Below are 18,601 nucleotides of genomic sequence, written 5' to 3'. Positions count from 1 at the left end.
TTATGCACTCTCAAAAAGACAATCACGCAGTCAATGATGCGCTCGAGCCCATCAACGCAGCCGCTCCTCAGAGCGGCGTTGATGCATTTGTACTGAGTGCGGAAGAACGTGATGCGATCGAGCACGAAAAGCATCATTACGAGGATCCGCGCGCCGCTTCCATCGAAGCACTGAAAATTGTGCAGAAGCAGCGCGGCTGGGTTCCGGACGGTGCGATTTACGCCATCGCGGAAGTGCTGGGCATCCCCGCCAGCGACGTAGAAGGCGTGGCCACGTTCTACAGCCAGATTTTCCGTCAGCCGGTAGGACGTCACGTGATCCGTTATTGTGACAGCGTTGTTTGTCACATCACCGGTTACCAGGGCATTCAGGCCGCTATCGAGAAGAAGCTGAACATCAAGCCGGGTCAAACCACCTTTGATGGCCGCTTCACGCTGCTGCCGACCTGCTGTCTGGGCAACTGCGATAAAGGGCCGACCATGATGATTGATGACGACACTCACAGTCAGCTGAAGCCTGAAGATATCGAGACGCTACTGGAGCAGTATCAATGACCAAGCACATTGTACGCACTCCCGAAACGCATCCGCTGACCTGGCGGCTGCGTGATGACAAGCAGCCGCTGTGGCTGGACGAATACCGCAGCAAAAACGGCTATGCCGGCGCGGAAAAGGCCCTCAAAGGCCTGGCACCGGACGATATCGTCGGCCTGGTGAAAGACTCCGGGCTGAAGGGCCGCGGCGGCGCGGGCTTCTCCACCGGTTTGAAGTGGAGCCTGATGCCGAAGGACGAATCCATGAACATCCGTTACCTGCTGTGTAACGCCGATGAGATGGAGCCGGGCACCTATAAAGACCGCCTGCTGATGGAGCAGCTGCCGCACCTGCTGGTGGAAGGCATGCTGATCTCCGCGTTCGCGCTGAAAGCCTACCGTGGGTACATCTTCCTGCGCGGTGAGTACATCGAAGCGGCGGCGCACCTGCGTCGCGCCATCGCGGAAGCCACCGAAGCCGGCTATCTGGGCAAGAACATTCTCGGCACCGGATTTGATTTCGAGCTGATCGTGCACACCGGCGCCGGCCGTTACATCTGCGGCGAAGAAACCGCGCTGATCAACTCGCTTGAAGGCCGCCGCGCCAACCCGCGCTCCAAGCCGCCATTCCCGGCCAGCGCCGGCGTGTGGGGCAAGCCGACCTGCGTCAACAACGTCGAAACGCTGTGCAACGTACCGGCCATTTTGGCGAACGGCGTGGAGTGGTACACCGGCATCTCCGGCAGTGAGGACAAAGGCACCAAGCTGATGGGCTTCTCCGGCCGGGTGAAAAATCCGGGCGTTTGGGAGCTGCCGTTCGGCACCACCGCGCGCGAGATCCTGGAAGACTACGCCGGCGGCATGCGCGACGGTCTGCGCTTCAAAGCCTGGCAGCCGGGCGGTGCGGGGACCGACTTCCTGACCGCCGATCACCTCGATCTGCCGATGGAATACGGTGCGATCGGCAAAGCCGGCAGCCGTCTCGGCACCGCGCTGGCGATGGCGGTAGACCACGAGATCGGCATGGTGCCGCTGGTGCGTAACCTGGAAGAGTTCTTCGCCCGCGAGTCCTGCGGCTGGTGTACGCCATGCCGCGACGGCCTGCCGTGGAGCGTGAAGATCCTGCGTGCGTTGGAAAACGGCGAAGGGCAGCCGGGGGATATCGAAACCCTCGAACAGCTGTGCCGTTCCCTCGGCCCGGGCAAAACCTTCTGCGCCCACGCGCCAGGTGCCGTAGAGCCACTGCAAAGCGCGATTAAATATTTCCGTGAAGAGTTCGAGGCGGGCATCGCCGTGCAGCACTTCAGCAACGCCCATGCGATTGGCGGCATTCAGCCGAACAATCTGCTGAAGCAGCGCTGGTAAGCCGACTCGCCCGAACACGGCCAGAATTTTTGATTAACGCCTGCCGCAAGGCAGGCCACTTGGAAGCATGCTGACTATGGCTACGATTCATGTAGACGGCAAAGAGTATGAGGTAGACGGGGCGGACAACCTGCTGCAGGCTTGTCTCTCCCTCGGCCTTGATATTCCTTACTTTTGCTGGCATCCGGCGCTGGGAAGCGTCGGCGCTTGCCGCCAATGTGCGGTAAAGCAATACCAAAACGCGGAAGATACGCGCGGCCGTTTGGTGATGTCCTGTATGACCCCGGCATCCGATGGCACCTTCATCTCCATCGATGACGGCGAAGCGAAGCAGTTCCGTGAAAGCGTGGTCGAGTGGTTGATGACCAACCACCCGCACGATTGCCCGGTCTGTGAAGAAGGCGGTAACTGTCACCTGCAGGATATGACGGTAATGACCGGCCACAGCTTCCGCCGCTACCGCTTCACCAAGCGCACCCACAACAACCAGGAGCTGGGGCCGTTTATCTCGCACGAGATGAACCGCTGCATCGCCTGCTACCGCTGCGTGCGTTACTACAAAGACTATGCGGACGGCACCGACTTCGGCGTGTACGGCGCGCACGATAACGTCTACTTCGGTCGCCCGGAAAGCGGCACGCTGGAAAGCGAGTTCTCCGGCAACCTGGTGGAAGTGTGCCCGACCGGCGTATTCACCGACAAAACGCACTCCGAGCGCTACAACCGTAAATGGGACATGCAGTTCGCGCCGAGCATTTGCCAGCAGTGCAGCATCGGCTGTAACACCAGCCCGGGTGAGCGCTATGGCGAGCTGCGCCGTATCGAAAACCGTTACAACGGCAGCGTGAACCACTACTTCCTGTGCGACCGCGGCCGCTTCGGTTACGGCTACGTCAACCAGAAAGATCGTCCGCGTCAACCGCAGCAGCTGCGCGGCGATGACTGGATCACCCTGAACGCCGAGCAGGCGATGCAGGGCGCGGCGGACATCCTGCGTCAGGCGAAGAAAACCATCGGCATCGGCTCCCCGCGCGCCAGCCTGGAAAGCAACTTCGCACTGCGCGAGCTGGTCGGCGCCGAGAACTACTACACCGGTATCGCTCAGGCGGAGCAATCACGCCTGGCGCTGATGCTGAACGTGCTGAAGAACGGCGGTGTCCATACGCCGGCGCTGCGTGAGATCGAAGATTACGACGCGGTGCTGGTGCTGGGCGAAGACCTGACGCAAACCGGCGCGCGCATCGCGCTGTCCGTGCGCCAGGCCGTCAAGGGCAAAGCCCGCGCGATGGCGGCGGCGCAACGCGTGGCCGACTGGCAGATCGCGGCGGTGCAGAACATCGGCCAGCACGCCAAGTACCCGCTGTTCACTACCAACGTCGACAACACCCGCCTGGACGACATCGCCGCCTGGAACTACCGCGCGCCGGTAGACGAGCAGGCGCGCTTCGGCTTCGCCATCGCTCACGCGCTGGACAGCGCGGCGCCGGCGGTGAACGATCTGGCTGAAGGCCTGAACAAGAAAGTCGATATCATCGTGCAGGCGCTGACCGGCGCACGCAAACCGCTGATTATTACCGGCAGCAACGCCGGCAGCGAAGCCATCATCGAAGCGGCGGCCAACATTGCCAAAGCGTTGAAGGGCCGCGGTTCCGACGTCGGCATCACCTTCGTGGCGGGCGCAGCCAACAGCATGGGCCTGGCGATGATCGGCGGCGGTTCGCTCGATCAGGCGCTGGAACAGCTGGCGAGCGGCGCAGCCGATACCGCCATCGTGATGGAAAACGATCTCTATCGTCATGCGCCGGCGGCGCAGGTGGACGCGGCGCTGGCCAAGGTTAATAACCTGATCGTCGCCGACCACCAGCGCACTGCGATCATGGACAAAGCCAACCTGATCCTCTCCTCGGCCAGCTTCGCCGAGAGCGACGGTACGCTGATCAACCAGGAAGGCCGCGCGCAGCGCTTCTTCCAGGTATACGATCCGGCCTACTACGACGACGCCAAGAAGAATCAGTTCACCGTGATGCTGGAAAGCTGGCGCTGGATGCACTCGCTGCACTCCACCTACACCAGCCGCCACGTGGACTGGACCCAGCTCGATGACGTGATCGCCGCTTGCGTCGCCGCGTTGCCGCAGCTGCAGGGCATCGTCGACGCCGCGCCGGACGCGACTTTCCGCATTCGCGGTCAGAAGCTGGCGCGTTCGCCGCACCGCTCCAGCGGCCGTACCGCCATGCGCGCCAACATCAGCGTGCACGAGCCGCGTCAGCCGCAGGATAAAGACACCATGTTCGCCTTCTCGATGGAAGGGAACAACAGCCCGCTGGCCGATCGTCAGCAGATCCCGTTCGCCTGGGCGCCAGGCTGGAACTCACCGCAGGCATGGAACAAGTTCCAGGCCGAAGTGGGCGGCAAACTGCGCCACGGCGATCCGGGCGTGCGCCTGATCGAAGCGGGGGAGGGCAGCCTCGGTTACTTCGACCGCGTGCCTGCCGCGTTCAATCCGAACGACGGCTGGCGTGTCGCGCCGTACTACCACCTGTTCGGCAGCGACGAAATGTCGCAGCGCTCTCACGTGATCCAGCAGCGCATGCCGGAAGCCTACGTGATGGTCAACCCGGCCGACGCGGCGACGCTTGGCGTCAACGCGGGCAGCCTGGTGGAGTTCAGCTGTGCGGGCCAGACCCTGCGTCTGCCGGTGCGTCTGAGTGAAACCCTGACCCAGGGCCAGGTTGGTTTGCCGCTCGGCTTGCCAGGGATCCCGCCGATCTTGGTGGGTGCTAAGGTAGACAATCTGCGGGAGGCGGCACGATGAGCTGGTTTACCCCTGAGGTGATCGACATTCTGATCGCCATTCTTAAAGCGGTCGTGATCCTGTTGGTGGTCGTGGCGTGCGGGGCATTCATGAGCTTTGGCGAACGTCGCCTGCTCGGCCTGTTCCAGAACCGCTACGGACCGAACCGCGTAGGCTGGGGCGGCTCGCTGCAGCTGGTCGCCGACATGATCAAAATGTTCTTCAAGGAAGACTGGGTGCCGAGATTCTCCGACCGGGTGATCTTCACCCTGGCGCCGATGATCGCCTTTACTTCTCTGTTGCTGGCATTTGCCATCGTGCCGGTCAGCCCGACCTGGGCGGTGTCCGATCTCAACATCGGTATTCTGTTCTTCCTGATGATGGCCGGCCTGGCGGTGTACGCCGTGCTGTTCGCCGGATGGTCGAGCAACAACAAATACTCGCTGTTGGGCGCGATGCGCGCCTCCGCGCAAACCCTGAGCTACGAAGTGTTCATCGGCCTGTCGCTGATGGGCGTGGTGATGCAGGCGGATTCGTTCAACATGCAGGCCATCGTTGAATCCCAGGCGCACGTCTGGAACGTCATTCCGCAGTTCTTCGGCTTCGTGACCTTCGCGATCGCCGGCGTGGCGGTGTGTCACCGTCACCCGTTTGACCAGCCGGAAGCCGAGCAGGAACTGGCCGACGGTTACCACATCGAATATTCCGGCATGAAGTTCGGTCTGTTCTTCGTGGGGGAATACATCGGTATCGTCACCGTGTCCGCCCTGATTGTGACGTTGTTCTTCGGCGGCTGGCAGGGTCCGTTCCTGCCGCCATTCATCTGGTTCGCGTTGAAAACGGCCTTCTTCATGATGATGTTCATCCTGATCCGTGCCGCGCTGCCGCGTCCGCGTTATGACCAGGTGATGTCCTTCGGCTGGAAAGTGTGCCTGCCGCTGACGCTGCTGAACCTGCTGGCAACCGCCGCGGTCATTTTGTACAACGCTCAATAAGGGGTGAATAAACCATGACATTGAAAGAGTTAGTGGTTGGTTTCGGCACCCAGGTGCGCAGCATTTGGATGATTGGCATGCATGCCTTCGCCAAGCGCGAAACCCAGATGTATCCGGAAGAACCGGTTTACCTGCCGCCGCGCTACCGCGGCCGCATCGTGCTGACGCGCGATCCGGACGGCGAAGAGCGCTGCGTCGCCTGTAACCTGTGTGCGGTTGCCTGCCCGGTCGGCTGTATCTCGCTGCAAAAAGCGGAGCAGAAAGACGGCCGTTGGTATCCGGAGTTCTTCCGCATCAACTTCTCGCGCTGCATTTTCTGCGGTCTGTGCGAAGAGGCTTGCCCGACTACCGCTATCCAGCTGACGCCGGATTTCGAACTGGGTGAGTACAAGCGTCAGGATCTGGTGTACGAAAAAGAAGATCTGTTGATCTCGGGGCCGGGTAAATATCCGGAATATAACTTCTACCGGATGGCCGGTATGGCGATTGACGGCAAAGCCAAAGGCGAAGCCGAAAACGAAGCCAAACCGATCGACGTCAAAGGTCTGTTGCCCTAAGGAGCCAGCAAGCATGGAAATTGCATTTTACCTGGCAGGTTTGATTGCGGTGGCCGCGACGATTCGCGTGATCACCCATACCAACCCTGTGCATGCGCTGCTGTATCTGATCGTCTCGTTATTGGCGATCTCGGCAGTCTTCTTCTCGCTCGGCGCCTACTTTGCCGCCGCGTTGGAAATCATCGTCTATGCGGGCGCCATCATGGTGCTGTTCGTGTTCGTGGTGATGATGCTGAACCTCGGCAACGTGCAGCAGCAAGAGCGCGACTGGATGAAGCCGACGGTGTGGATCGGGCCTGGCCTGTTGTCGCTGGCGCTGCTGGTGGTATTGATCGTCGCGATCCGCAGCGTATCCGACCAGGGTATCAGCGGCGAGATGGTCGACGCGAAGGCGGTGGGCATCAGCCTGTTCGGGCCTTACGTATTGGCGGTTGAGCTGGCTTCAATGCTGCTGTTGGCGGGTCTGGTTGTCGCCTTCCATATCGGCCGCGAGCACAAACCTGGCGAGGTGCTGAGCAACGCGCCGGCGAGTGGCGAAATGGCGAGAAGAAAATCGGAGGAGCAAGCATGATCCCTCTTCAACACGGCCTGATCCTGGCGGCTATCCTGTTTGTGCTCGGGCTGACCGGGCTGCTGGTGCGCCGCAACCTGCTGTTTATGCTGATCAGCCTGGAAGTGATGATCAACGCTGCGGCGTTGGCGTTTATCGTGGCGGGAAGCTACTGGGGCCAGGCGGACGGGCAGGTGATGTACATCCTGGCGATCAGCCTGGCGGCAGCCGAGGCCAGTATCGGCCTGGCGCTGCTGCTGCAGCTCTACCGTCGTCGTCATACCCTGAATATTGATACTGTCAGTGAGATGCGCGGATGAACCTATTATATTTAACAATTCTGCTACCGCTGATCGGGTTCCTGCTGTTGGCATTTTCCCGCGGTCGTTGGTCTGAGAACACGGCGGCTACCGTCGGCGTGGGCTCTATCGGCCTGGCTGCGCTGGTCACGGTGTATGTGGCGATGGATTTCTTCGCCCAGAAAGCCGCCGGCGTGCAGCTGTTCGAGCAAAGCCTGTGGACCTGGATGGCCGTCGGCAACTTCAATATCGGCGTGACCCTGGTGCTGGACGGCCTGTCGCTGACCATGCTGTCGGTGGTCACCGGCGTCGGCTTCTTCATCCACATGTTCGCCTCCTGGTACATGCGTGGTGAAGAGGGCTATTCGCGCTTCTTCGCTTACACCAACCTGTTTATCGCCAGCATGGTGGTCTTGGTGCTGGCGGACAACCTGCTGCTGATGTATCTGGGTTGGGAAGGCGTGGGCCTGTGCAGCTACCTGTTGATCGGCTTCTACTACAAAGATCCGGCCAACGGCGCGGCGGCGATGAAAGCCTTCATCGTGACCCGCGTGGGCGACGTGTTCCTGGCGTTCGCGCTGTTCATCCTCTACAACGAGCTGGGCACGCTGAATATCCGCGAGCTGATGATCCTGGCGCCGCAGAAACTGGCGGTGGGCGATACGGCCATCACCTGGGCGACCCTGATGCTGCTGGGCGGCGCGGTCGGTAAATCGGCGCAGTTGCCGTTGCAAACCTGGTTGGCGGACGCGATGGCGGGCCCAACCCCGGTTTCCGCACTGATCCACGCGGCGACCATGGTGACCGCGGGCGTCTATCTGATCGCTCGTACGCACGGCCTGTTCCTGATGGCGCCGGAAGTGCTGCACCTGGTGGGCATCGTCGGTGCGGTCACTCTGCTGCTGGCCGGCTTCGCCGCGCTGGTGCAGACCGACATCAAGCGCGTGCTCGCTTACTCCACCATGAGCCAGATCGGTTACATGTTCCTGGCGCTGGGCGTGCAGGCATGGGACGCGGCGATCTTCCACCTGATGACCCACGCGTTCTTCAAGGCGCTGCTGTTCCTGTCGTCCGGTTCGGTGATCCTGGCTTGCCACCACGAGCAAAACATCTTCAAGATGGGCGGTCTGCGCAAGAGCATCCCGCTGGTGTACGTCTGCTTCCTGGTGGGTGGCGCGGCGCTGTCTGCGTTGCCGCTGGTCACGGCCGGCTTCTTCAGTAAGGACGAGATCCTGGCGGGCGCGATGGCCAACGGCCACATCAACCTGATGGTGGCCGGCCTGGTCGGCGCATTCATGACCTCGCTGTACACCTTCCGTATGATTTTCATCGTGTTCCACGGCGAAGAGAAAATCAAAGCGCATGCCGGTAAAGGCATCACTCACCACCTGCCGCTGCTGGTTCTGCTGGTGCTGTCCACCTTCGTTGGTGCGATGATCGTGCCGCCGTTGCAGGGCGTGCTGCCGGAGACGACCGAGCTGGCGCACGGCAGCGTGCTGACGCTGGAAATCACCTCCGGCGTGGTGGCTATCGTCGGCATTCTGCTGGCGGCCGCGCTGTGGCTGGGCAAACGCAGCCTGGTCAACAGTATCGCCAACAGCGCGCCGGGGCGTTTCTTCTCGACCTGGTGGTTCCATGCCTGGGGCTTCGACTGGCTGTATGACAAAGTGTTCGTCAAGCCGTACCTGGGCATTGCGAAGCTGCTGCAGCGCGATCCGCTGAACTCGCTGATGAACCTGCCGGCCGTCTTCTCCCGCTGGGGGAACCGCGGTCTGACGGTGAGCGAGAACGGTCAGGTGCGTTGGTATATAGCGTCTATGGGTGTGGGTGCAGTGGTCGTATTGGCTCTGTTGATTTTGGTTTAATTGAATAATTTAAACAGACGCATTTTTCGGGCGTAGCGCCGGGCAGGCGCTACGTACAAAGTTTGAAATTATTCGTATAAGGGACACAAAACGCCATGCTATTACCTTGGCTAATTCTTATCCCCTTTATCGGCGGTCTGCTGTGCTGGCAGCTTGAGCGCTTCGGTACTAAGGTGCCGCGCTGGATAGCGCTGATCGCAATGGGGCTGACGTTGGCGCTCTCTCTGCAGCTGTGGATGCAGGGCGGCTATACCTTGACCACGCCGAAAGGCATTCCGCAGTGGCAGAGCGAATTCCTGTTGCCGTGGATCCCGCGCTTCGGTATCTCCATCCACCTGGCGCTGGACGGCCTGTCGCTGCTGATGGTGGTGTTGACCGGTCTGCTGGGCGTGCTGGCGATCCTCTGTTCCTGGCGTGAAATCCAGAAGTATCAGGGCTTCTTCCACCTCAACCTGCTGTGGATCCTGGGCGGCGTTATCGGCGTGTTCCTCGCCATCGACATGTTCCTGTTCTTCTTCTTCTGGGAAATGATGTTGGTGCCGATGTACTTCCTGATCGCGTTGTGGGGCCACAAGGCGTCGGACGGTAAAACCCGCATCACCGCGGCGACCAAGTTCTTCATCTACACCCAGGCCAGCGGTCTGGTGATGCTGATTGCGATCCTGGGCCTGGTGTTCGTGCACTACAACGCCACCGGCGTGTGGACCTTCGATTACGAAGACCTGCTGCAAACGCCGATGTCCCACAACGTGCAATATCTGTTGATGCTGGGCTTCTTCATCGCCTTCGCGGTGAAAATGCCGGTGGTGCCGCTGCACGGCTGGTTGCCGGACGCGCACAGCCAGGCGCCGACCGCAGGTTCCGTCGATCTGGCGGGCATCTTGCTGAAAACCGCGGCCTACGGCCTGCTGCGTTTCAGCCTGCCGCTGTTCCCTGAGGCTTCGCACGAGTTTGCGCCAATCGCCATGTGGCTGGGCGTGATCGGCATCTTCTACGGCGCCTGGATGGCGTTCGCGCAGACCGACATCAAGCGTCTGATCGCCTACACCTCGGTTTCGCACATGGGCTTCGTGCTGATCGCCATCTACACCGGCAGCCAGTTGGCTTATCAGGGCGCGGTGATCCAGATGATCGCGCACGGTCTGTCCGCCGCCGGTATGTTTATCATCTGCGGCCAGCTGTATGAGCGCCTGCATACCCGCGACATGCGTCAGATGGGCGGCCTGTGGGGGCGTATCAAGTTCATCCCTGCGCTGTCGCTGTTCTTCGCCGTGGCTACGCTGGGGATGCCGGGTACCGGTAACTTCGTCGGCGAATTCATGATTCTGTTCGGCAGCTACCAGGTGGTGCCGGTGATCACCGTGATCTCTACCTTCGGTCTGGTGTTCGCTTCGGTTTACTCGCTGATCATGATGCAGCGCGCTTACTACGGTGCGCCTAAATCCGACCAGCCGCTGCAGGGCATGACCGCGCGCGAACTGTTCATCATTTTGCTGCTGGTGGTGTTGCTGGTTCTGCTGGGGGTTTACCCGCAGCCGATTCTGGATACTTCCAACGCGGCGATGAGCAACGTGCAACACTGGTTTGGTTCGTCAGTTTCAGCAATTTCAACAACAAGGCCGTAATTCGCCATGACAATAACTCCTCAACAACTGATCGCACTGCTGCCGCTGTTGATCGTCGGATTGACGGTGGTGGTTGTGATGCTAGGCATTGCGTGGCGACGCGACCACTTTATCAACGCCACCCTGACCGTGATCGGTCTCAACCTGGCGCTGCTTTCGCTGTACTTTGTCGGCCAGGCAGGCCCAATGGACGTCACCCCGCTGCTGCGGGTTGACGGTTACTCGATGTTCTACACCGGGCTGGTGCTGCTGGCGAGTCTGGCGACCTGCACCTTCGCCTATCCGTGGCTGGTCGGCTATCCGGATAACCGCGAAGAGTTCTACCTGCTGGTGCTGATCGCCGCCATGGGCGGCATCCTGCTGGCGAGCGCCAACCATCTGGCTTCGCTGTTCATCGGTATCGAGCTGATCTCGCTGCCGCTGTTCGGCCTGGTGGGCTACGCCTACCGCCAGAAGCGCCCGCTGGAAGCCGCCATCAAGTACATGCTGCTGTCCGCCGCCGCGTCGTCGTTCCTGCTGTTCGGCATGGCGCTGCTGTATGCCGAATCCGGCGATCTGTCGCTGGCCGGCCTCGGCAAGAGCCTGCAGGAAAACATGATGCACCAACCGCTGATCCTGGCCGGTATGGGCATGATGATCGTCGGTCTGGGCTTCAAGCTGTCGCTGGTGCCGTTCCAACTGTGGACGCCGGACGTGTATCAGGGCGCGCCTGCGCCGGTCTCGACCTTCCTGGCGACCGCCAGCAAGATCGCGATCTTCGCGGTCGTGATGCGTCTGTTCCTGTATGCCCCGGCCGCCGACAACGAAGCGCTGCGCATGGTGCTGTCGATCATCGCGTTCTGCTCTATCTTGTTCGGTAACCTGATGGCCATCAGCCAGACCAACATCAAGCGTCTGCTGGGTTACTCTTCGATCGCTCACCTGGGCTACCTGCTGGTGGCGCTGATTGCGGTGCAAACCCATCAGCTGTCGCTGGAAACCGCCGGCGTTTACCTGGCCGGTTACCTGTTCAGCAGCCTGGGCGCCTTCGGCGTGGTCAGCCTGATGTCCAGCCCGTACCGCGGCCCGGATGCGGATTCGCTGTTCTCTTATCGCGGTCTGTTCTGGCATAAGCCAATCTTGTCCGCGGTGATGACGGTGATGATGCTGTCGCTGGCCGGTATCCCGATGACGCTGGGCTTTATCGGCAAGTTCTTCGTGATCGCGATGGGCGTCAGCGCGCATCTGTGGTGGTTGACCGGCGCGGTTGTGGTAGGCAGCGCCATCGGCCTGTACTACTACCTGCGCGTGACCGTCAGCCTGTTCCTCAGCGCGCCGGAATCGCTGCAGCGCGATACCCCGAACAACTGGGCGTTGACCGCCGGTGGCGTCGTGGTGCTGATCTCCGCCGCGCTGGTGCTGCTGCTGGGCGTCTATCCGCAGCCGCTGATTTCGCTGGTGCAGATGGCGCAGCCGACGTTCTGATAACGCTTGAAACGATAAAAAGGTCGCTTCGGCGGCCTTTTTTTATGGGGAAACGGCACTCAGCCGTAATGGGCGCTAAACGAGGTTTCCAGCGCCTGCACTACCGCGCGCACGCGGGCGGCGCGTTGCAAATCGGGATGCAACACCAGCCAGATATCCACCCAGTCTTTGTTCTCCGGCAACAGGCGCACCAGCTCCGGGTCTTTGTCCGCCAAAAACGCGGAGAGCAGGCCGATGCCCAGCCCGCTGCGGGTAGCGGAACGCAGCAGCAGCTGCGAATTGCATTGCAGCACCACGTTGGGCTCGTGCAGGGCCTCGCCGCAGAAATTGTTCCAGTGGCGCGGCACCAGATCGCGCGGGAACATCAGCAGATCGTGGCCGCGCAGCTGCTCGCCCCTGAGCGGCATGCCGCGCCGCGCCAGGTAGTGTGGGCTGGCGTACAGACCCATTTCGATGGTGGCTAAGCGTTTGATGATCAGCTCATCGTCATCGGGGCGGGCGCCACGGATCGCCAGATCTGCGCCGTGGTAAGAGATATCGGCGATGTTCAGCGCCGTTAACAGCGTGACGGTGATGGCGGGGTAGCGTTCCCGCAGATCTTGCAGCGCCGGCATCACGAAGGCTTCGGCCAGGGTATCGGTGGTGGCGATGCGCACGTTGCCGCTCAGGCTTTCGTCACCGCTGGCGGCTTTGCGGTTGATCGCCTGCACCGCATTTTCCATCTTCATCACGTCCGCCAGCATTTCTTCCCCCAACGGGCTGAGGGCGAAGGATTTCGGCGTGCGGATAAACAGCTTGGAACCGAGCGCGTCCTCGAAAGCGGACAGCCGTCGACCGACGGTCGCCTGATCGACATGCAGCTGGCTGGCGGCTTTGCGTAGCGTGCCGCAGCGCGCGACGGCCAAAAAGAAGCGCGCGTCGTCCCAATTTATCATGCCATTTCCTCTCTGCAGATTTGTCGGCGCCGTAGGAAACAGGCCGGGCCGGACGAATGATAACGGGTTATATCATAAAGCGTTGCTCTGCCCTGGGGGAGAGAAAGACGGCTAGCGGCCTGCACATCGGCGGTTATTTCTCCGGGGATGCAAGAATGCATCAGGGTGATTCATTCTTGACGATACTTCGCCCGCCGCCGTAACGCTATGATAAGCCCCGTTCCCGGCCCGCCGGGTGAGAAAGATGTCGATGGCAGGCCGCCGTCTGCCGACTTTGGGAGTTGAAACATGTCAGAAAATACCGCCAGCCAGATCGCGGCGCCGCAAAATGCTCAGGCGTCGCGCAGGACCATTTTATTGTTCCTGGCGCTGGCTTTGATGTCGGCATTGCTGAACAGCAGTACGCCGACGCCGCTTTATCCGCTGTATCAGCAGCAGCTTGCGCTAAGCTCGGTCAGCCTGACGATCATCTACGGCGCTTATGCCGCCGGCGTGCTGATTTCGCTGTTTGGCGTAGGCAATATGGCGGGGAAAGTAAAAGACCTGCGCAGCATGATCGTGCCGGCATTGCTGGTGGTGTTGAGCGGTGCGCTGCTGTTTGCGCTGGCGGATACCTTTGTCATGATGCTCATGGCGCGACTGCTGGCCGGGGTGGGCACCGGGGCATTGACCGGGGCGGCAAACATCGCCCTGGTGCGTTTTGGGCCACAGGACGGCGGTAAAAACGCCGCGCTGATCGCCACGTTGTCCTTTACCACAGGGTTGGCGCTGGGCCCGATCTTCAGCGGCATCGCTTTGCAGACCGGTTTTCATCCCACGACGCTGCCGTTCATTTTCATCATGATCATTGCCGCCGTGGCGGCGTTGGGCGTGATGTTCTCGTGGCCGCGTGGCGTGGTCGCGGCGCCGACCCGCGCTGCGCCGACGGCGACAGAAAAAAGCACGCTGCTCGATGGCCTGCGTATCACCGGCGGTAAATTCTTTGTCTGTGCCGGGGCGCTGTTTGTCTGTTGGGCCCTGGCCGCCAGCATTTTGGCTATTGGCCCCAGCGTGGCGGAAACGCTGTTAGGCATGCACCAGCGGGGCGTCTTTGGCTATGCGATTGCGGTGTATCTGTTGATCGCCGGTATTAGCCAGATCCTGAGCCGCCGCCTTAACGCCCGTTATTCGCTGTTGTTCGGTTGCCTGGCGCAGGTGCTGGCGGCGGTGGTATTCGCTGCGGCGATCCAATGGCATTCACTGTGGCTGGCGGCTGCGGGCCTGGTGGTGGCCGGCTATGCTTACGGCGCCATTTTCGTCGGCAGCGCGACCCTGGTAAACCTGATTTCGCCGCCGGCCAGCCATGCGCGTTTGCTTTCACTGTTTTACGTTATCGCTTATATCGCCAACTGGGTGCCGATCTTGCTGGGGATCGTGGTCGACCGTGTCGATCTGCAGCAGGCAACCCATCTGCTGTTCCTGAGCAGCACCACGGTATGCCTGTTGTTGGCATGGATGACGGTACGTGTAGGGTTCCCACGTTAATAATTTTGTGATTTAAGTCTCTTTTATTTAATTAATCATTCTTTAATTGCATTTATATTGTGATTTTAATCACATGAAATGACTGGCTTTCGGGTAAACTGCGCGCTTTCTTTTTGTCGCGGGTCACTTTATGAACGTTCTTTTCGCCATTGCCGTTACTACCGGGATCCTCTCCGGCGTGTGGGGCTGGGTTGCCGTCAGCCTGGGGCTGATCGGTTGGGCCGGTTTTCTCGGCTGCACGGCGTATTTCGCCTGCCCGCAGGGTGGGCTGAAAGGGCTGTTGATCGGCGCGTTGACCTGCTGCAGCGGCGTCTTCTGGGCAATGGCGATCATCCACGGCAGCGAACTGGCGCCGCAGTGGGAACTGCTGGGGTATCTGCTGACCGGCGTCGTTGCGTTCCTGATGTGCATTCAGGCCAAACAGCAGTGGCTGGGGTTTGTGCCCGGCACCTTTATCGGCGCCTGTGCGACCTTCGCCGGCGGCGGAGATTGGCCGCTGGTGACGCTTTCTCTGTTGGTGGGCTTGCTGTTTGGCTATGCGATGAAAAACAGCGGTCTGTGGTGGGCGGCGCGCAGCGAAAAAGCCCGTGCCGCACAGCCGGTCAGCCCGAATGCCGGCTCAAACGGTGCCGCCGAGTGAGAGGCGGTAGTGCAGATCGTGGCGCTCGGCGCAGGGTTCGCCCGCGATCCGCAGCAGCAGCATTTCAGCGGCGGTTTTCCCCATGTCAAAGCGCGGCGTGATCACGCTGGCGATGCCCGGCGTGGTCGCCTGGCCAATATCCAGGCCGTGAAAACCCGATAGCGCAATCTCCTGCGGCACGCGCACGCCGAGACGCAGGCAGGCCTGCAACACGCCCACCGCCAGATCGTCGTTGGTGCACAGGATACCGTCCAACTGCGGGTAGCGTTCGCGCGCCATCGCCAGCATGTCGGCGCCGATCGAAACCGAAGAGACCCGATGCGGCGTGATCTGGCGCGGCGTTTGCTCCTGAGCCGCCATGGCGCGGCAGTACCCCCGATAGCGTTTATTGTCGCGGGCGTCCGACATGGCGCCAAAGTAAACGATATGCCGTTTGCCGCTGGCGAGCAGCGCTTCGGTCATGTCATACCCCGCCTGTTCATTATCAAACCCCACCGCAATCCGCCCCGGCGGCGCGTCGAGATCCATCACCTGCGCGAGGGGGATTTTGGCGGCGCCGAGGTAGGTCTCTGCGCGCAAGGTATGCGCAGAGTCGGTGAGGATCAGCCCGGCGATCGGGTAGCTCAACAGCTGTGCGATCTGCTCTTCTTCCCGCTGCGGGCTGTAATCGTAGTTCACCACCAGCGTTTGGTAACCCCGCGCTTGGGTAACGGATTCGATGCCGGCCAGCAGATCGGCGAAGATCTGGTTGTTGAAGGAGGGGATCAGTACGCCGATGCGCGGTTTTCTGCCGGCCTGTGCGGTATCGGCGTCAGTGATGTTCAGCTCCCGCATGACCTGCGCAATGCGTTCGGCGGTGTTGGCCGCCACTTTTTCCGGCGTGCGCAGGAAGCGGCTGACGGTCATTTTGGTCACGCCGGCCAATTGTGCGATGTCCTGTAGCGTAACGCGAGGGTGTTTCATTCGGTGGCCTTCACGGGCGGCGCGGCAAGGGTGGATAGCGGTATGTTAACAAATCGATTTGGCGATAACAATGAATGCGCTCCTATTGAAAATAGCTATTTTTCAATTGGATAACTGCTTTTGCCCGCTTGCTGCCTGCGTGAGATCACGTTAAGGGTAACAGGGTTTCGTAACATGATGTTCAGTGATTTCCATCACGTTTTTACCGGTAACAATCGGCTGAGATAGAGGCCTGTCTGATTGGAGGCCTGATGGCCGGGAATCACCATGAACAACCTGTTTTCACTGGATAACAAAATTGTCTTGATCACCGGCGCCTCGCGCGGCATCGGTTTTCTGCTGGCGCGCGGCCTGGCGCAGCAAGGCGCGCATATTCTGGTCAACGCCACCACCGACGAACATGCCCGACACGCCGCCGATCGCCTGCGCGAAGAGGGCTTGCGCGCCGATGCGGCGGCGTTCGACGTCACCGATTCCCAGGCGGTGCATGCCGCCATCGATCGTATCGAAGCGGATATCGGCGCGATAGACGTCTTGATCAACAACGCCGGCATCCAGCGCCGTCACCCGTTCACCGAGTTTCCGGAGCAAGACTGGGACGACATCATCGCCGTCAACCAGAAGGCGGTTTTCATCGTGTCGCAAACCGTGGCGCGTTATATGGTACCGCGCCGGCGCGGCAAGATAGTCAACATCGGCTCGATGCAAAGCGAGCTGGGGCGGGACACCATCACCCCTTATGCGGCCTCCAAGGGCGCGGTGAAAATGCTGACGCGCGGCATGTGCGTGGAGCTGGCGCGCTACAACATTCAGGTCAACGGCATCGCCCCCGGCTACTTCAAAACCGAGATGACGCAGGCGCTGGCCGACGATCCGGCCTTCACCGCCTGGCTGACCCAACGCACGCCCGCCGCACGCTGGGGCGATCCGCAGGAGTTGATCGGCGCGGCGGTGTTCCTGGCCGCCGACGCCTCCGCCTTCGTCAACGGGCAACTGCTGTTTGTCGATGGCGGCATGTCGGCGGCGGTGTAATCTTTTTTCGTGGAGTGTTGAGATGAAAATTCAAACCCAGTCCTGCGTGGTCAATGGCAAACGCGACGTGGCGGTGATTGCGCAAGAAGTGGATTACCGGGGGCAGGGAACGCTGGTGAAAATCAGCCGCGGCGGCATCTGCGGCTCGGATCTGCATTACTTTCAGGAAGGCAGGGTTGGCAATTTTCAGGTGCGCCAGCCGATGGTGCTGGGCCATGAGGTGATCGGCGAGGTGGTCGCCAGCGATTCGCCGCAGCTGCCGGTCGGGCAGAAGGTGGCGCTCAATCCCAGCAAACCCTGCGGGCAGTGCAAATACTGCCTGGCGCAGCAAAGCAATCAATGCGTCGAGATGCGCTTTTTCGGTAGCGCGATGTATTTTCCGCACGTCGACGGTGCTTTTACCCAATACAAAGTGGTGGACAGCGCGCAGTGCATTCCTTATGGCGCCGATCGCGACGACAGGGTGATGGTGTTCGCTGAACCGCTGGCGGTGGCGATCCACGCGGCGAAGCAGCCCGGCGACGTGACGGGGAAAAAGATCTTCGTGTCCGGCGTCGGCCCGATCGGCTGCCTGCTGGTGGCGGCGCTGAAAGCGCTGGGCGCCGCCGAAATTGTCTGTGCCGATCTCAGCCCGCGCTGCCTGGCGATCGCCAGGCAAATGGGGGCCGATCGGTGCCTGCATGCCGCGGACGACGATGTTAGCGGTTATCAGCAGGACAAAGGATATTTCGACGTCGCCTTCGAAGTGGCGGGGCATCCGCAGTCGCTGCAGCGCTGCCTGGAGATCACCCGCGCCAAAGGCACTGTGGTGCAGGTGGGCATGGGCGCCAGCTTCCCCGATTTTCCGCTGATGTTGTTGATCGCCAAGGAGTTGAACCTGCTCGGATCCTTCCGCTTCGTGGCGGAGTTTGCGCTGGCGGTGGCGTGGCTGGCCGACGACGTGGTCGATCCGCTGCCGTTGCTGTCGGCGGAGTTCGCCAGCGGGCAACTGGCGCAGGCGCTGGAGTTTGCCGGCGATAAGCGCCAGGCCGCCAAGGTGCAATTGGTATTTTAGGGTAAAAGTCCGATGGCCGCAGGCGGCGATCCTTGTCTATAGTGTAGGAACGCTTAATTTTTCAACCACGGAGATCTCACTATGGCAAGACATACGGATGCTGAGCAAACTACGCTGGATGACGATCTGAGAATGCTGACCGAGACGCTGGAAGAAGTGCTGCAATACACCGGCGATCGCGCGGATCAGGCCTACATCGACATCAAGTCGCACGCCGAGCAGGCGCTGAGTGAGGTTAAGGCGCGCTGGGCGAACACCGGCGAATCCTACTATGCGCGCGCCAAAGAAGCGGTGCACCGCACCGACGACTACGTGCGGGATAAACCCTGGCACAGCGTAGGCATCGGCGCCACCGTCGGGCTGGTGCTGGGACTGCTGCTGGCCAGAAAATAACGACGTCGGGCGGC

The 18,601-nt window shown here is 60.9% G+C and carries 17 protein-coding genes; 15 read left to right on the top strand and 2 right to left on the bottom strand.

Annotated elements, in window-relative coordinates; all coding sequences use genetic code 11:
• Nucleotides 1-2: 2 nt before the first annotated feature.
• The 10 genes from nuoE to nuoN all read left to right on the top strand — a co-directional run bounded on the left by nuoE (nt 3) and on the right by nuoN (nt 12,046).
• A complete protein-coding gene (gene nuoE / locus ACF8MC_RS10475) occupies nt 3-554 on the top strand; it encodes an NADH-quinone oxidoreductase subunit NuoE (protein ID WP_033635327.1) in 552 nt (183 codons plus the stop codon).
• Nucleotides 551-1,897 (top strand): NADH-quinone oxidoreductase subunit NuoF, encoded by a 1,347-nt coding sequence (nuoF, locus tag ACF8MC_RS10470; RefSeq protein ID WP_060438454.1) that lies wholly within the window; start codon nt 551-553, stop codon nt 1,895-1,897. Before nuoE ends, nuoF begins: the two co-directional genes overlap by 4 nt.
• A 76-nt stretch (nt 1,898-1,973) precedes the next feature.
• On the top strand, nt 1,974-4,712 hold the full coding sequence (nuoG, locus tag ACF8MC_RS10465) for an NADH-quinone oxidoreductase subunit NuoG (RefSeq protein ID WP_049234003.1): 2,739 nt from the start codon (nt 1,974-1,976) through the stop codon (nt 4,710-4,712).
• Nucleotides 4,709-5,686, top strand: a complete 978-nt coding sequence (nuoH, locus tag ACF8MC_RS10460; RefSeq protein WP_004936022.1) for an NADH-quinone oxidoreductase subunit NuoH — start codon at nt 4,709-4,711, stop codon at nt 5,684-5,686. The genes nuoG and nuoH overlap by 4 nt, the downstream gene beginning before the upstream one ends.
• A gap of 14 nt (nt 5,687-5,700) precedes the next feature.
• Nucleotides 5,701-6,243 carry an NADH-quinone oxidoreductase subunit NuoI gene (nuoI, locus tag ACF8MC_RS10455; protein ID WP_025160170.1) on the top strand — a complete coding sequence of 181 codons (543 nt, stop codon included), beginning with the start codon at nt 5,701-5,703 and terminating at the stop codon, nt 6,241-6,243.
• A 13-nt stretch (nt 6,244-6,256) separates the two neighbouring features.
• Nucleotides 6,257-6,814: an NADH-quinone oxidoreductase subunit J gene (nuoJ, locus tag ACF8MC_RS10450; RefSeq protein ID WP_019453717.1), complete on the top strand. Its 558-nt coding sequence runs from the start codon at nt 6,257-6,259 to the stop codon at nt 6,812-6,814.
• Nucleotides 6,811-7,113: an NADH-quinone oxidoreductase subunit NuoK gene (nuoK, locus tag ACF8MC_RS10445; protein ID WP_004936014.1), complete on the top strand. Its 303-nt coding sequence runs from the start codon at nt 6,811-6,813 to the stop codon at nt 7,111-7,113. Before nuoJ ends, nuoK begins: the two co-directional genes overlap by 4 nt.
• The gene (gene nuoL, locus ACF8MC_RS10440; RefSeq protein ID WP_015378577.1) at nt 7,110-8,957 is read left to right on the top strand and encodes an NADH-quinone oxidoreductase subunit L; all 1,848 of its coding nucleotides are present in this window, start codon (nt 7,110-7,112) and stop codon (nt 8,955-8,957) included. Before nuoK ends, nuoL begins: the two co-directional genes overlap by 4 nt.
• A 95-nt stretch (nt 8,958-9,052) precedes the next feature.
• Entirely contained in the window at nt 9,053-10,582 is a 1,530-nt protein-coding gene (gene nuoM, locus ACF8MC_RS10435) for an NADH-quinone oxidoreductase subunit M (protein ID WP_025303660.1), read from the top strand.
• Between the two features lie 6 nt (nt 10,583-10,588).
• Complete coding sequence (nuoN, locus tag ACF8MC_RS10430) at nt 10,589-12,046, top strand: NADH-quinone oxidoreductase subunit NuoN (protein WP_033635324.1); 1,458 nt, start codon at nt 10,589-10,591, stop codon at nt 12,044-12,046.
• A 59-nt stretch (nt 12,047-12,105) separates the two neighbouring features.
• Here nuoN and ACF8MC_RS10425 read toward each other — a convergent pair whose 3' ends face one another.
• Nucleotides 12,106-12,981, bottom strand: a complete 876-nt coding sequence (locus ACF8MC_RS10425) for a LysR family transcriptional regulator (RefSeq protein ID WP_049233912.1) — start codon at nt 12,979-12,981, stop codon at nt 12,106-12,108.
• A gap of 288 nt (nt 12,982-13,269) precedes the next feature.
• Between ACF8MC_RS10425 and ACF8MC_RS10420 the strand changes: the two genes are divergently transcribed.
• Both ACF8MC_RS10420 and ACF8MC_RS10415 read left to right on the top strand, forming a co-directional pair.
• Nucleotides 13,270-14,505 (top strand): MFS transporter, encoded by a 1,236-nt coding sequence (locus tag ACF8MC_RS10420; protein ID WP_164105207.1) that lies wholly within the window; start codon nt 13,270-13,272, stop codon nt 14,503-14,505.
• Between the two features lie 130 nt (nt 14,506-14,635).
• Nucleotides 14,636-15,145, top strand: a complete 510-nt coding sequence (locus ACF8MC_RS10415) for a DUF1097 domain-containing protein (RefSeq protein ID WP_033648040.1) — start codon at nt 14,636-14,638, stop codon at nt 15,143-15,145.
• On the opposite strand, the gene ACF8MC_RS10410 is transcribed toward ACF8MC_RS10415, so the two are convergent.
• Nucleotides 15,125-16,108 carry a LacI family DNA-binding transcriptional regulator gene (locus ACF8MC_RS10410; RefSeq protein ID WP_164105208.1) on the bottom strand — a complete coding sequence of 328 codons (984 nt, stop codon included), beginning with the start codon at nt 16,106-16,108 and terminating at the stop codon, nt 15,125-15,127. The two genes, ACF8MC_RS10415 and ACF8MC_RS10410, sit on opposite strands and share 21 nt — an antisense overlap.
• Nucleotides 16,109-16,375: 267 nt before the next feature.
• On the opposite strand from ACF8MC_RS10410, the gene idnO reads away from it, so the two are divergent.
• From idnO to elaB, 3 genes are all read left to right on the top strand, one after another.
• Complete coding sequence (gene idnO / locus ACF8MC_RS10405) at nt 16,376-17,140, top strand: gluconate 5-dehydrogenase (RefSeq protein WP_033648038.1); 765 nt, start codon at nt 16,376-16,378, stop codon at nt 17,138-17,140.
• A gap of 22 nt (nt 17,141-17,162) precedes the next feature.
• Complete coding sequence (idnD, locus tag ACF8MC_RS10400; RefSeq protein WP_033653769.1) at nt 17,163-18,194, top strand: L-idonate 5-dehydrogenase; 1,032 nt, start codon at nt 17,163-17,165, stop codon at nt 18,192-18,194.
• Between the two features lie 81 nt (nt 18,195-18,275).
• Nucleotides 18,276-18,587 (top strand): stress response protein ElaB, encoded by a 312-nt coding sequence (gene elaB, locus ACF8MC_RS10395; protein ID WP_025303653.1) that lies wholly within the window; start codon nt 18,276-18,278, stop codon nt 18,585-18,587.
• Nucleotides 18,588-18,601 lie beyond the last annotated feature (14 nt).

Origin of the sequence: Serratia sp. LACPHL-BACT-2024-00286, from assembly GCF_043109535.1 — a bacterium.
Lineage (GTDB): Bacteria > Pseudomonadota > Gammaproteobacteria > Enterobacterales > Enterobacteriaceae > Serratia > Serratia sarumanii.
This window is presented reverse-complemented; position numbering and strand designations above follow the sequence as displayed.

Excerpts from the sequence above, each read along its gene's own strand:
- ACF8MC_RS10410 (WP_164105208.1), bottom strand. The coding sequence starts at position 16,108 with ATGAAACACCCTCGCGTTACGCTACAGGACATCGCACAATTGGCCGGC.
- ACF8MC_RS10415 (WP_033648040.1), top strand. The coding sequence starts at position 14,636 with ATGAACGTTCTTTTCGCCATTGCCGTTACTACCGGGATCCTCTCCGGC.
- idnO (WP_033648038.1), top strand. The coding sequence starts at position 16,376 with ATGAACAACCTGTTTTCACTGGATAACAAAATTGTCTTGATCACCGGC.
- nuoF (WP_060438454.1), top strand. The coding sequence starts at position 551 with ATGACCAAGCACATTGTACGCACTCCCGAAACGCATCCGCTGACCTGG.
- nuoI (WP_025160170.1), top strand. The coding sequence starts at position 5,701 with ATGACATTGAAAGAGTTAGTGGTTGGTTTCGGCACCCAGGTGCGCAGC.
- nuoH (WP_004936022.1), top strand. The coding sequence starts at position 4,709 with ATGAGCTGGTTTACCCCTGAGGTGATCGACATTCTGATCGCCATTCTT.
- nuoG (WP_049234003.1), top strand. The coding sequence starts at position 1,974 with ATGGCTACGATTCATGTAGACGGCAAAGAGTATGAGGTAGACGGGGCG.
- nuoM (WP_025303660.1), top strand. The coding sequence starts at position 9,053 with ATGCTATTACCTTGGCTAATTCTTATCCCCTTTATCGGCGGTCTGCTG.
- idnD (WP_033653769.1), top strand. The coding sequence starts at position 17,163 with ATGAAAATTCAAACCCAGTCCTGCGTGGTCAATGGCAAACGCGACGTG.
- ACF8MC_RS10425 (WP_049233912.1), bottom strand. The coding sequence starts at position 12,981 with ATGATAAATTGGGACGACGCGCGCTTCTTTTTGGCCGTCGCGCGCTGC.
- nuoK (WP_004936014.1), top strand. The coding sequence starts at position 6,811 with ATGATCCCTCTTCAACACGGCCTGATCCTGGCGGCTATCCTGTTTGTG.
- nuoE (WP_033635327.1), top strand. The coding sequence starts at position 3 with ATGCACTCTCAAAAAGACAATCACGCAGTCAATGATGCGCTCGAGCCC.
- nuoJ (WP_019453717.1), top strand. The coding sequence starts at position 6,257 with ATGGAAATTGCATTTTACCTGGCAGGTTTGATTGCGGTGGCCGCGACG.
- nuoN (WP_033635324.1), top strand. The coding sequence starts at position 10,589 with ATGACAATAACTCCTCAACAACTGATCGCACTGCTGCCGCTGTTGATC.
- elaB (WP_025303653.1), top strand. The coding sequence starts at position 18,276 with ATGGCAAGACATACGGATGCTGAGCAAACTACGCTGGATGACGATCTG.
- ACF8MC_RS10420 (WP_164105207.1), top strand. The coding sequence starts at position 13,270 with ATGTCAGAAAATACCGCCAGCCAGATCGCGGCGCCGCAAAATGCTCAG.
- nuoL (WP_015378577.1), top strand. The coding sequence starts at position 7,110 with ATGAACCTATTATATTTAACAATTCTGCTACCGCTGATCGGGTTCCTG.